The sequence below is a fragment of the Acinetobacter lwoffii genome (genome assembly GCF_022967985.1).
Taxonomy (GTDB): Bacteria; Pseudomonadota; Gammaproteobacteria; order Pseudomonadales; family Moraxellaceae; genus Acinetobacter.
Genome location: NZ_JALJVC010000007.1, coordinates 57,096 through 70,713 on the forward strand (window position 1 = coordinate 57,096; position 13,618 = coordinate 70,713).

Genomic DNA, 13,618 nt, shown 5'->3' on the forward strand with positions numbered 1-13,618 from the left:
GCTAAGACACATTCATTTTGTTGATCTGTGGTTCAAACTTCTCCCCCCACTCATTCAGCAAGATATGTTCTTTATGAGATAAGCACATGTCATGGCAAATCTCTCCCAGATATTCGACGGCTTTAGGAATGGTCGAAAACTTAACTTCAAGTTTTGATCCTCTCATTGATACCGCGAATGCAATGCCAATGACATGCCGGCCTGAAACACTTAAACGCAAAAATTTCATGTTTTCAAATCAAAAGAATGGATGATCTTGATTTGAAAATAAAACCTAAATTCAGGATTTCCCCAATGTTATTTAATTGGTTAAAACAGTTATTTTCATCACTTTTCAAGGGATTTAACCCATCCAAAGCGGACAATCCACAAAATGAAACGGCGTTAGATTTGGGTAATCGTCACTCGATTGATACCACCTCTAAACATGATGAGGTGGGTATTCCTTTTTATCCGAATCTGATTAAACATTTGGAACTAGATCACCAACAACTTCTGAGTCTATACAGCAACATTGGCAATTCTTTAAATCTAGAGGAATATCATTTACTGTCTGATCAATTAGCTCAATTCAAACAAGATTTTAAAGCGCATTTAGATGCTGAAAATATCAAGTTTTATGGTTACTTGGAACAAGGCTTAAAAGAACAAAGCCAGGTATTTTTATCTTTACGTCAGTTTAGAAAGGAAATGCGTGTCATTGAACGTACTGTAATTAAGTTTATAGATTATTGGATGGATTTTGGGGTAAACCGAGTATCTGCTGCTGAATTCAGAGCAGAATATGAAGCGATTGGTTCTGCATTGGTGCAACGTATTGAGCGCGAAGAAAAAGAGCTCTATACCTTGTATAATCGTATTTAAGTAGCTATAAAAAAGACCATTCTAGGGTGGTCTTTTTCATTTATGATTGTTAATTAATAAAATCTATAATTTTTAAATTATGACAAAACATGGAAATACATCAGAAATTTTACTAACAACTACTGAAAACCTCAGTGATGAAATTTTATTTAAGACTGCAAATAGCTTCCTTGAAGATGCTGTTAAGTCGATTCCTTTTGCATCTCTCATTACAGGTTCAATTGAGACTTATACTAGATTTCGAATATTAAAAGAGCAGAAACAGCTTTTAGCTTTTATCCAAGAAACAGAAAATCTCGATAATGGTTTTGTCGAGAAGTTCTTTAAACAAAAATCTAATGCAGAAATTGGTCTGGAAATTTTAGGTATTCTGGATCAAACCTATTTAGAACGCCAAGCTCGTATGGTTGGCCGTGTAACTCTACTTTTAAAAGATAAAAAAATATCAAAACAAGAGTTTGATAAATATACTTATATTATTACGAAGTTAAATAATCACTTAATAACTCTTATCGAAAATTTATATCTTGAATATTCTATAAATCCTCATCAACGAATCGTAAGTATTCCTTTAGCTAATATGGATCTAATTAGCTTTGGTTTCATTAAAAAATTAGCAGATGGCTCATGGTTTTCAGAAGCTCAAAATAACACCCCTTATGACTATAAAATTCAGGAGGAGTATTTCTTTTTTTATAAATATATTTTCAAGGACTAAGTAACATCACATGCCCTGCGACATGGATGTCGCCCGTCAGACTGTGGGACATGGACGCCCATCAGGCTGAGAAAGGATTTTGGTTACCTTACGGAATATATTCCTCATCCTTCAAAGTAACAATTCCATCTACACGCTATACGTAAAAAAACCACCTTAACGGTGGCTTTTTAAAATCTTATGATCAAGAACCCTGTAACAAATAACTACCTACCAAAAACAGCATCTGTAAACCAACAACAAAACCGAATAACCACCAACCTTTCTGACGCATTGCTGCCTTATCCATTATTCTGAGTGTCTTAGCCATGTCATCACCTCATCTTTGAGAATTGATACTGAACCGATCTATTCCATCTTTCTTTTATAGTGCAATAAAGTTGTGCATAAAACATACCATAGCACTTTATATACAATATGAAAGCAAAATCTAAACCAAGTCCGTAAGGAGAAGGAAAATTAAAAAATCAAAATCCTTAAAAAACAAAAAGCCACCTAAAGGTGGCAATTGATGAAGATAGTCTAAACAAAAGCTGAAAGATTTTCCAGTTTTGCAGCTATTCCAGTGATTTCTTCAATAAAAAAGGGCTGCTTCCGCAACCCTTTTTCAAGCTAAAACAAATTAGCCAATAAATTCACGTGCATTACGGAACATACGTAACCAAGCACCATCCTGATCCCAGTCTTCTGGTTTCCATGAATGCTGGATCGCGCGGAAGTTACGTTCAGGGTGCGGCATCATAATCGTTGCACGGCCATCCTGAGACGTTACACCGGTAATACCTTCTGGTGAACCATTCGGGTTCAATGGATACTGTTCAGTTGCATTACCATGGCTGTCAACATAGCGTAAAACGACCTGATTCGATGCATTCAGTGCAGCAAAGTTTTCCGCCGTTGCAACTGCCCGACCTTCACCATGTGCCACAGCGATCGGCAGAATCGAACCTTGCATGTCTTGCAACAAGACTGAATTCGATTTTTCCACACGAACGTTCACTGCGCGCGCTTCAAATACTTCAGACGTATTGCGGTGGAAACGTGGCCAAGCATCCGCACCCGGAATTAATGGAGCCAATTGAGACAACATTTGACAGCCGTTACAGATACCGAGCGAGAAGGTTTCTTGACGGTTAAAGAATTTCTCAAACTGGTCACGCAATTTAGCATTGAACAATACTGATTTCGCCCAACCGCCGCCAGCGCCCATTACGTCACCATACGAGAAGCCACCACACGTCACCAGACCTTCAAAATCATCCAGGCTGATACGACCTGCCAGCAAGTCACTCATATGTACGTCAACAGTATTGAAGCCCACTTTGTCGAAAGCTGCCGCCATTTCGATATGACCATTGACACCCTGCTCACGCAGAATTGCCATATTTGGACGACGCAAGTTAATGAAAGGTGCTTCAATCGCTTCATTCAAGTCGAATGTGGGTTGGGCGATAATACCTTGGTGTGCTTTATCGGTAATTAAGGCAAATTCCTGATCTGCAGTTTGTACGTTGTCACGCAGGCGTTGGATTTGATGAGAAACTTCAGTCCATGCCACTTGCAGATCAGCACGTTCAAGTACCAGACCATTTACAGACAATTGGTCAGAATTATTTACAGTACCAACCACTGCAATTGCATCTTTAAGCGTAGATGCTGCAACTTCAGCTTGTAATGCTTCCCAGTCTGCTTTGGCGATTTGAAGGACAGCACCAATTTCTTCAGCGAATAAGCTTGCAGTTGATTGATCTTCTAGTGCTACACCCAGACGTGATGCGAACATCATTTCTGCAACAGTCGCTAGTAAACCACCATCACCGATGTCATGGTATGCCTTGATCAGACCACGGTTGTTCCAGTCTTGAACCAATGCGAAGAATGCCTTGAAATCATCGAAGCTATCTACATCAGGAGTCACAGAACCGATTGCTTTATACACCTGCGCCAGGATCGAACCACCTAAACGGAATTGACCTTTAGACAGATCAATACGAACCAGTACAGATTCAATATCTTTTAATTCAGGAGTCAGTGTTTGACGTACATCAGTCACTGGTGCAAATGCAGTGATCACACCTGACATTGGAGAAGTCACAGACTTGTCTTCACCTTCGTCATTCCAGGTGGTACGCATAGACAATGAGTCTTTACCGACCGGAATCGCGATACCGAGTGCAGGACACATTTCCATACCGATAGCTTTCACGCCTTCGAACAATGCCTGGTCTTCGCCAGGTTGACCCGCAGCAGCCATCCAGTTTGCAGACAATTTGATGTCGCTGATTTTTTCAATCTTCGCAGACATGATGTTAGAGATCGATTCAGCCACAGATAAACGTGCTGATGCAGCAGGATTCAACAACGCTACTGGAGGACGTTCACCCATTGCCATTGCTTCACCGGTGTAACCGACAAGACTTGTAGTTGTTACTGCAGCATCCGCGACAGGAACCTGCCAGCGACCCACCATCTGGTCACGCGCGACCATACCGGTAATCGAACGGTCACCAATACTAATCAGGAATGATTTAGAAGCCACTGTCGGGTTTTTCAGAACGCGATAAATCGCATCTTTTAAATCCGTAACTTTAGCCGCGTCAAAATCATCGCCTTTACGTTCAATCGTTTCATAGGAACGGCTCATACGCGGAGTACCGCCAAGCATCACCTGCATTGGCATATCCACCGGTTTGTTGCCGAACAATGGATCTTCAACGGTTAAGTGACGTGCTTCAGTCGCCTCACCCAGTACTGCAAACGGACAACGTTCACGCGCACAGATTGACTCAAATAATTCTAAAGAAGATGGACGAATCGCCAATACATAACGTTCTTGCGCTTCGTTTGACCAGATCTCCATTGGCGACATGCCAGGTTCTAAAGATGGAATCTTACGAAGATCTAGCACCGCACCCAATTCGTGATCATTCACCAGTTCAGGCATGGCATTTGATACACCACCCGCACCGACATCATGTACCGACACGATTGGGTTGTGGTCTTCCATGCGCCAGCAAGTATCGATCACTTCTTGGCAACGGCGTTCCATTTCCGGGTTTTCACGTTGTACTGAGGCAAAATCAAGGTTCTCGCCCAATTTGCCGCTATCTACAGAAGATGCAGCACCCCCGCCAAGACCGATCAGCATGGCTGGACCACCGAGCACGATCAATAAGTCACCCGGTAAGATCGGATCTTTTTCAACGTGATCTGGACGGATATTTCCGTAACCACCAGCGATCATGATTGGCTTATGGAAACCTTTAACATCGCCATTGACGTTTTGTTCAAAAGTACGGAAGTAACCATTTAAAGCTGGACGACCAAATTCGTTATTGAACGCAGCACCACCCAATGGGCCTTCAATCATGATTTGTAACGGCGATGCCATACGCGATGGTTTGCCGTAGTTTTCTTCCCAAGGCTGTTCAAAGCCCGGAATATTCAGGTTAGATACGGTGAAGCCGGTTAAACCTGCTTTAGGCTTACCACCACGACCGGTCGCACCTTCGTCACGGATTTCACCGCCTGAACCTGTCGCTGCACCGGCAAATGGTGCAATCGCAGTTGGATGGTTGTGGGTTTCCACTTTCATCAGGATATGCGCGGCCTGGCTCTTGTATTTATAAACCTGATGACCATTGTCTTCTTGGGTTGGATAAAAACGCTGGGTATCCGAACCAACAATCACCGAAGCGTTGTCTTTATAAGCCGACAATACGTCTGTTGGTGATTCTTTATAGGTGTTCTTGATCATCTGGAACAATGACAATGGCTGAACTTCACCATCAATCGTCCATTCTGAACCGAAGATTTTATGACGACAATGCTCAGAGTTGGCTTGAGCAAACATCATCAGTTCGATGTCATTTGGATTACGGCCTAGCTTGATGAAAGCTTCAGTCAGGTAATCAATTTCATCCATTGATAATGCAAAACCAAACTCGTTGTTGGCTTTTACAAGTGCTTCTTTACCTTCACCCAGAATATCAATCGAGTTCAGTGGTTTTGGCGCAGTTTCCACAAATAATACCGCAGCATCTTCAATCGCATTGAATACGCTTTCGGTCATACGGTCGTGAAGTACTTGCAATGCTTCTTTAGAAAGCTCTTTTACGCCCTTCAAAGTAAATAAAACGCCGCGTTCAAGTCGATGAACCGGCGTATTACAGTTTTTGAAAATGTCCGTCGCTTTAGAGGACCAAGGAGAGATGGTTCCGACGCGCGGTGTGACTAAAATCTGGATTTCATCACTTGCAGCCTGGTGCAATTCAAAAGATTGACCATCGTTGAGAAGCTGTAAAGCTGATTGCTGTTGTTGCTCGCTGAGCGCTTGGTCAAAGAGGTAGACCCATTGACTTTCAATTGATTGAACAGAACTAATTGACGTCAAACGCGATAATAGTTGAGTTTTCTTAAAAGAAGAATGTGCGGGTGCACCGGCAACGATAAACATGCTGATTTTGGCTCCACGGGATGGTCTGAACAACCATGCCACAATGTGACTTGAGAGAGCGCATATTCTACTGTGAAATAAGGAAATCGGCTAGATGCCAAATCAGAAAACTACGTCTGAAATATCCTGGACTTTTAAAATATTTCGTTTATTTTCAGTCAGGAAAATTGAATGTAGTCGCACAGGTTAACACATTTTTTTCAAGAAAAATCAAAACCGCTTCAGAATAATTTTCTGCATAAAAATTGTATTATTTTTCAACAACAATCGGGACAAAATCAAATTCAGGTTTTATTGTCATGACCTGCCAAAATTCCTATTTAGGCCAAAATGAAATACTTGATTACAAGATTTAATGAAGTCGTATTTTTTGCAGACTGTTTTTGATTCTTTTGATTGACTCTTAACTTTGACTTCTAAGATTAGAAAACTGGTTAAAGGTCTTCTGCCGTTTTCTGTACTACAAGGAACAGTTCTCCGCTGATCTCCGCCATTACAGTAACAGAGGCAAATTACTCCCCTCTATGAAAGAATAATTAATACTGAGTGGTATTTTAATCTGACATCATCTGCGGGGAAAAAACCGGACATCCATTCTCACCTTCTAAAAGAATAAAAATAAAGTTTCTTATTTGGGCCTTTTATTTTTTTATATTTGATTTTTATCTTCTCAGATCATAATTAAGCGAAATTTACTCATCTAAAAGACCAAAAAATATATCGACAAAATCCCCCACCATATCCAATATTTTGAAATTTCATCATTTATTCATGAGCTCTATTATGCGTAAAAAACACAATATAAATAGCAAAATACCACTTATATTTATGAGGAAATTTACCAGGAATTATGAGGCTTATATAAAAAAATAATGAAGAAATGATTAATAATAAAATTTTGTTACCTTTTTTATTTAATCCGTATTCTCAGGTTTTATTTAACTCGAAAAGTTTAAAATAAATATTTGTAATGGCTGAAAAAATATAGAAAATTTTCTTTTTTATTCAACTAACAGAATAACAGGCCCACACGTCTATATCAGCTAAGAATCTTACCAAATAGACACTTCATCAGTAAATTTGATGATTTTATGTTAAGCTCTAGCCGAATTGCTGAGGAATTGTCCAAATTCTGGGCCTGGCAATGGTTTTTCCTTTCTGCTGTAGAGATGAATATAAATTCTATATTCGGACACTAATTTTTTGATGTTCTATAGCTTCACTGCTCTGTCTATTTTAGAGCCTTAATCTGTCACCAATGATTTAATTTTCAAAAACAAAAGGTGACCCGCTTAAGGAGTATGTATGTTTCAATTCACTAGTACAGCAACTGTACTATTGATGGTGCTTTTCTATGGCATCACTTTTTTACTATCGTTACGTATTAAACAGAAAAATGAGAATGTTGATGGCTACATGGTCTCGAATGGCTCCATCGGATTTGGAATGTCTGCGGCCAGTATGACCGCCACCTGGATCTGGGCCGCCTCGTTTTATGCAGCAGCTTCATCCGGATATACATACGGCGTTTCCGGTGCCCTACACTATGGTTTGTGGGGTGCGCTGATGATTTTATTTATCTATCCCTTTGGCAAGCGCTTTCGTGAACTGGCGCCTAATGCCCACACCTTGGCAGAAATCATGCATGCCCGGCATGGCAACCAAAGCCAGATGATTCTGGCGGGTTCCAATATTGTGGGTAGCGTGATCAGCCTGATGGTGAACTTTACCGCTGCCGGGGCACTGGTTGAAATTTTATCTCCTTTAAGCTTTATCCATGGCGTGCTGATTACCGGTATCGGTGTACTGTCCTATACCCTCTGGTCGGGCTTCCGTTCCTCAGTCTTTACCGATTTTGGTCAACTGGTGGCGATGATTGTCGCGGCTGTGATTATTATTCCAACCTTATTTTTCACCTTAGGCGGACCTTCCCTGTTTCAAAGCGGGATTCATAACCTGCAACCGGAACAGCTGGATTTTTTCTCTAAAACGGCCTTTCTGGAACAAGGCGCGCCTTTTTTTGTTGCTGTATTGGCCTATGCAATTGGTAATCAGACCATTGCCCAGCGCCTGTTTGCAGTCCGTGAAGACCTGATCAAACCGAGTTTTATCACTGCAACCATTGGTTATGCTGCAATTGTCATTGGTCTAGGCATGCTGGGGTTATTGGCACTATTTACAGGTATTCAACCTATTGATGGCAACCTGAATAACCTGATTCCGCAAATGGCAGCGACTTATCTTTCTCCATTTATGGTCGCGCTGTTATTCATCATGGTGATTGGAGCCCTGTCTTCTACCGCTGACTCGGATCTGTCTGCCCTGTCTGCGATTGTCATGACGGACATTTATGGCAAACAGATTGCGAAAAACCGTCCTGATCCAAAGAAAATGCTGTTTATTGGCCGTATGACCATGATCGTTGCCACCATGCTGGGGATTGTGATTGCCACCTTGAAGTTTGACATTTTGTCGATGCTGATTTTTGTAGGTGCACTTTGGGGCTCTATTGTGTTCCCGGTGATTGTCAGCCTGTATTGGGACAAGGTGAATGCCCGGGCCTTTAACTGGTCAGTGGGCCTCGCATTTTTCAGCTTTCTGATAGTACGTTTTGAATGGCTTCCGATTCAGGGATTGATCGCACTTGGCTTTGAACTCGTTGCGACCCTGGGGATTGGTGTGGTGCTGGGTCTGATGACCTTTGGTTTCTTTGGCAAGAAAGTGGGTCTGGTCGTTGGCATATTGGCCAGTATTGGCTTCATGCCATGGACCATCGGCTTCTTGCGTGAATACGGCACCTTGTTAAGCTCACTGACAGCGTATGGCAGTAGTGCGCTGGTATGTACTGTGTTGACGCTACTCTACAGCAAAGAACGATTTGATTTTAAACAAATCAACAAGATGGTGATTGAATTTCACCATCTATCTGAGAAAAGTAAATAAGGAGATTTCAGATGACAAGTCAATTATTGACTCTATATGTACTTTTTTGGCCATTGGTGGCAAGCCTGGTCTTGTTCACGATTTGCCTGAATGTCTATAAAGACACACAACAGGCCAAGAAAAATGGCGAAGAGCTAATCTGATTCTTCGCCTTAAACAAAAAGCAGGCCATTGAGTCTGCTTTTTTATTGTTCATTTGATGATTTCGATTTTTAATTCTTAGTTTTTTCCAGCTGACTGAAATAACAATATGCAGCAAGACAATTCATGTCGCACTGCCCTAGTCCCCGAACCAGTTTTTTGGCATGATGCAAATAGTGGATCACTGAATAATGATAAATGACTCAAATGCGTTGGTTAGAACTGCTTTCGACAGTTCGGATTGGTAGTAAAAAGCAGAGCACTGAACTGGCACGCAGCCCGTTTCATAAAGATTATGACCGTATTATTTTTTCGCAAAGCTTCCGGCAGTTAAACCGCAAAACCCAGGTCCATCCACTGACCCAGCACGATGGCATTCATACCCGTTTGACCCATTCGCTGGAAGTCTCCTGTATTGGCCGTTCACTGGGTATGCTGGCTGCCGAGAAAATCAAAGATAATTTACCTGCCTGGATTTCTCCGGCTGATGTCGGTGCCATCATTCAGGCTGCCTGTCTGGCACATGATATTGGCAACCCGCCTTTTGGTCATGCCGGTGAATACGCCATTCGGGAATGGTTTGACGATGCTTCTCATACCGACTTTTTAAAAGATTTAAGTCCTGAACAGGAAGCCGATGTCCGCCAGTTTGAAGGCAATGCCCAAGGCCTGCGCCTGCTGACCAAGATTGATTATCATCCCTATGATGGCGGCATGCGCCTGACCTATGCCACGCTCGGCGCCTATCTTAAATACCCATGGCTCTCTGAGGCGATTGACCCGACTGGTAACACCCCGGCCAGCCGACGTCCAAAATTTGGTTGTTACCAGTCTGAAAAAGAAATTTTGCAGGAAATTGCTGAACAGCTAGGTCTAATCCAGCTTGGTGAATATCATTATTGTCGTCATCCGCTGACCTATCTTTTAGAAGCTGCGGATGACATCTGCTATGCCCTGATTGATCTGGAAGATGGCATTAGCCTGAATATGCTCAGCTATGCCGAAGTCGAGCCAGTTTTCCTGAACTTGCTGGGAGAATATGGCACACCTGAAGAAATCAATCTGCCTAATACCACCTGGCAACAAAAAATTGCCGCCTTACGTGGTCGGGTCATGAAACGTCTGGTAGATGAAGTCACCACAGCCTTTGCCCGACATCAGCAGGAAATTCTGATGGGCCAATTGCAAGGCTCATTGCTGGGTTATTGTAGTGCCGACATTGAGATTGGCATTAACCGGGCCAAAGAACTGGCGCGAGACAAGATCTTCGAACATCCACAAAAAGCCGGTCTGGAAATTATCGCGCATCAAAGTCTGCAAACGATTCTGGATGCCTTTATTCCACTGACCACGCCGCACAAAACTTTAAGCTTTAAAGAGCAGCGTTTAATGGCTATTTTAAAACGCTCGGGTGCGCAGTTTAGCGCTGATCATTATGACAACATTATGCAGGTGCTAGATATTGTCTCCAAGTTCTCGGATCATCAGGCTTATAATCTGGCGCAGGAACTGCATGGCAATAAAGCCGGGTTACTCTAATGCGAACGAGCGCCTGATGATAATCTCAGCAAAATCACTGTTTTTGAATGATAGAGTTTTGCCTTTATCGAAAATGCTGACTACTATGCCTGTATTAAATTTGAGTATGTATAAAAAATGATTGGATGCCTGATTGGGGAAGTACTGGCGCTGGAAGCACCGACTGTTTTATTAAATGTAAACGGCGTAGGTTATGAAATTGACACCCCTTTAACCACTTTCTGTCAGTTGCAAAAAGGCCAGAAAATTACCCTGTGGACCCATCTTGCTGTTCGTGAAGATGCCCAGTTACTTTATGGCTTTATCAATGCGCAGGAAAAAACCATTTTCCGTACCTTATTAAAGGTGAACGGTGTTGGTCCGAAAATGGCGCTTGGTATTCTTTCCACTTTAAGTGTGGAAATGCTGATCCACACCGTTGAACATGAAGATATCAACACTCTGGTCAAAGTTCCGGGGGTGGGTAAAAAGACTGCAGAACGCCTGATGATTGAATTGCGTGACCGCTTTAAAGCCATGGCTTCAGGTGCTGCACCAAGCAATTCAACTGCACCACAAATTCAGTTTATGGGTAATTCAGCCGTGGCTGAAGCGGAAGCTGCATTACAGTCCTTGGGCTATAAACCTGCTGAGGCACAAAAACTGGTGAATGCTGCCAAAGGTGAATTTACCGAAGCCAGCGATATTATCCGCGCAGCGTTGAAGTCGATGAATAAATAGAGATGATATCCAAGTTACAGGATAAAATCTGATACGCGTAAAAGTCATTCGCAACTGTTTGAGGCAGGAGACATTTATAGTTAAATGTTTCTGCGATATATTCGATAAGAATCAATATTCGACGAGTTTTGCGAATGACGGTGGTTTTGCTTACTTTTGCCGAAACAAAAGTAAGGCGAACCGCAGGTTAATACTCAGATATAAATCTGATTGGAAAGACTCTGCAAAAATTCAATTCCTCGCCTAGGCGAAAATCTTAGGATTCAGATCCATATTTGAGGCCGTGTCAAAATTACCAGCTCAAAGGATCACCAAAACATTGGTATATAAACGTTATGCAAGACCGTCTCATCAGTGGTTCTGAAAAACCCGAAGATCATTTTGATCGTGCCATCCGCCCGACTTCCCTCGATGACTACATCGGTCAGCCGGTGGTTCGTGAGCAGATGGAAATTTTCATTGGCGCAGCCCGTGGCCGTGAAGAAGCCCTTGATCACACCCTGATTTTTGGCCCGCCAGGTCTGGGTAAAACAACGTTGGCCAATATTATTGCCCGAGAAATGGGTGGCAATCTTAAGTCAACTTCTGGTCCGGTTCTGGAACGTGCCGGCGACTTAGCCGCGATGCTAACCAATCTGGAAGAAGGTGATGTCCTGTTTATTGACGAGATTCACCGTCTTTCACCCGTGATTGAAGAAATCCTGTATCCGGCAATGGAAGATTATCAGCTCGACATCATGATTGGTGAAGGCCCGGCTGCGCGCTCGATTAAACTGGATTTACCGCCATTTACGCTTGTTGCAGCAACCACACGTGCAGGTCTACTCACCTCTCCGCTGCGTGACCGTTTCGGAATCGTGCAACGTTTAGAGTTTTATTCGGTTGAAGATTTAACCCATATTGTCAAACGTTCAGCCAATTTGATGGATGTACCTATGACTGGAGATGGCGCAAAAGAAATTGCCCGTCGTTCACGAGGTACACCTCGTATTGCCAACCGTTTATTGCGTCGTGTGCGTGACTACGCTCAGGTCAAAGGGACTGGTGAAATCAATCAGGATATGGCCCAACGTGCTTTGGACATGCTCAAAGTCGATAAAGATGGTTTAGATACGCTCGACCGCCGCTATTTATCTATGCTTCTTGAGCGTTTTGATGGCGGTCCTGCCGGTGTTGAAGCCTTGGCCGCAGCCATGGCAGAAGATTCAGGCACGTTGGAAGATGTCATTGAGCCTTACCTGATTCAGCAAGGTTATGTGATGCGAACCGCGCGTGGTCGTATTGCCACCAATATGGCGTATTTGCAGTTTGGAATGACACCACCTGAGCCGAAAGACAGATAAAATAGAGAATTAAAAGCAGCTTAGGCTGCTTTTTTATTGAATATAGATTTCAAATTTTTAATAAGAGAATCTACTACAATGTTTAGAGCTTTGAAACTATCAGCAATACCTTCTTTATCAATTACCGCGGTAATACACATGATTTGTAGCTGAGTGAGATAACGCTCAAATTCGTCCCATTCAGATACTAATTCATGATCTTCCTCTACTAACATTTTTAAATGAGTACTGATACGAGCTATTAAAGGGAATATATCATCTTCTAAATTCCTTAATTCTGAACGCACATCTTCGTATTCATTATTTTTGAACCAGTCTTTCACATCATTTAATACTAAAGCTACAGAGCCTAACAATGTAATGTATTTATGCACTAATGGTTTCAATACAGCAAGATCGTCTATTAACTTAAGTTTCCGACCTCTATAAAATTCTTCTTGTAATTCAACTCTTTTTAACTTTTCTTGACTTTCTATAAGTTGTTTAGTCATATTTCTATGAGATTCTGCTGCTTCTTTAATATCTTCACTTACTACTTTAAAAGATAGTTCTGTGAGTTGAAAACTTTTACGTCCATACCAATAAGCCAGCCAAGTTGCCAGACTACCTAAAATTAGTGCAATAATCACCGATAAAGCAAATGATGAAATCGCTGTCGTATCAGTAGAACTTACATTTAAATCAAGCGGAATCTTCTTACTTTCGGAATCAGCTTCGATGTGAGTTGCATATAAAGGCTGTTGTGGCACTGTCCATGGCTGCTGAATCATCACTTCATTATTATTTCCTTCTGCCACACGTTACCCCTTTATATTTCAAATAGATTACTTATTTATCATATTGTAAACATTTTCAAAGCATTACAAAAGAAAAAGCCAACTGACCATGCCTGAA

General features: G+C 42.0%; 11 protein-coding genes. 7 read left to right on the forward strand and 4 right to left on the reverse strand.

Annotation, left to right across the window (positions count from 1 at the left end; translation table 11 throughout):
• Position 1: 1 nt before the first annotated feature.
• Complete coding sequence (locus MWG72_RS06000) at positions 2 to 229, reverse strand: hypothetical protein (RefSeq protein ID WP_247143447.1); 228 nt, start codon at positions 227 to 229, stop codon at positions 2 to 4.
• A gap of 65 nt (positions 230 to 294) precedes the next feature.
• Here MWG72_RS06000 and MWG72_RS06005 point away from each other — a divergent pair, with 65 nt between their 5' ends.
• Positions 295 to 864: a hemerythrin domain-containing protein gene (locus MWG72_RS06005; RefSeq protein WP_247143448.1), complete on the forward strand. Its 570-nt coding sequence runs from the start codon at positions 295 to 297 to the stop codon at positions 862 to 864.
• Positions 865 to 943: 79 nt separating this feature from the next.
• On the forward strand, positions 944 to 1,582 hold the full coding sequence (locus tag MWG72_RS06010; protein ID WP_247143449.1) for a hypothetical protein: 639 nt from the start codon (positions 944 to 946) through the stop codon (positions 1,580 to 1,582).
• Positions 1,583 to 1,766: 184 nt separating this feature from the next.
• On the opposite strand, the gene MWG72_RS15515 is transcribed toward MWG72_RS06010, so the two are convergent.
• Together MWG72_RS15515 and purL are read right to left on the reverse strand one after the other, a co-directional pair.
• Positions 1,767 to 1,892 carry a KGW motif small protein gene (locus MWG72_RS15515; protein WP_005103832.1) on the reverse strand — a complete coding sequence of 42 codons (126 nt, stop codon included), beginning with the start codon at positions 1,890 to 1,892 and terminating at the stop codon, positions 1,767 to 1,769.
• Between the two features lie 312 nt (positions 1,893 to 2,204).
• Positions 2,205 to 6,038 (reverse strand): phosphoribosylformylglycinamidine synthase, encoded by a 3,834-nt coding sequence (purL, locus tag MWG72_RS06015; RefSeq protein WP_247143450.1) that lies wholly within the window; start codon positions 6,036 to 6,038, stop codon positions 2,205 to 2,207.
• Positions 6,039 to 7,343: 1,305 nt separating this feature from the next.
• Between purL and MWG72_RS06020 the strand changes: the two genes are divergently transcribed.
• The 5 genes from MWG72_RS06020 (at position 7,344) to ruvB (ending at position 12,724) form a co-directional block, all read left to right on the forward strand.
• Positions 7,344 to 8,981, forward strand: a complete 1,638-nt coding sequence (locus tag MWG72_RS06020; protein WP_247143451.1) for a sodium:solute symporter family transporter — start codon at positions 7,344 to 7,346, stop codon at positions 8,979 to 8,981.
• Between the two features lie 11 nt (positions 8,982 to 8,992).
• The gene (locus MWG72_RS06025; RefSeq protein WP_004645659.1) at positions 8,993 to 9,124 is read left to right on the forward strand and encodes a putative transporter small subunit; all 132 of its coding nucleotides are present in this window, start codon (positions 8,993 to 8,995) and stop codon (positions 9,122 to 9,124) included.
• A 196-nt stretch (positions 9,125 to 9,320) separates the two neighbouring features.
• Positions 9,321 to 10,661, forward strand: coding sequence for a deoxyguanosinetriphosphate triphosphohydrolase (locus MWG72_RS06030; protein WP_005103835.1), 1,341 nt, complete (start codon positions 9,321 to 9,323; stop codon positions 10,659 to 10,661).
• A gap of 117 nt (positions 10,662 to 10,778) precedes the next feature.
• Entirely contained in the window at positions 10,779 to 11,381 is a 603-nt protein-coding gene (gene ruvA / locus MWG72_RS06035) for a Holliday junction branch migration protein RuvA (RefSeq protein WP_004731726.1), read from the forward strand.
• A gap of 335 nt (positions 11,382 to 11,716) precedes the next feature.
• Positions 11,717 to 12,724, forward strand: a complete 1,008-nt coding sequence (gene ruvB / locus MWG72_RS06040; RefSeq protein ID WP_034436251.1) for a Holliday junction branch migration DNA helicase RuvB — start codon at positions 11,717 to 11,719, stop codon at positions 12,722 to 12,724.
• 20 nt (positions 12,725 to 12,744) lie between these two features.
• On the opposite strand, the gene MWG72_RS06045 is transcribed toward ruvB, so the two are convergent.
• Positions 12,745 to 13,521: a hypothetical protein gene (locus tag MWG72_RS06045; RefSeq protein WP_247143452.1), complete on the reverse strand. Its 777-nt coding sequence runs from the start codon at positions 13,519 to 13,521 to the stop codon at positions 12,745 to 12,747.
• Positions 13,522 to 13,618: the final 97 nt, after the last annotated feature.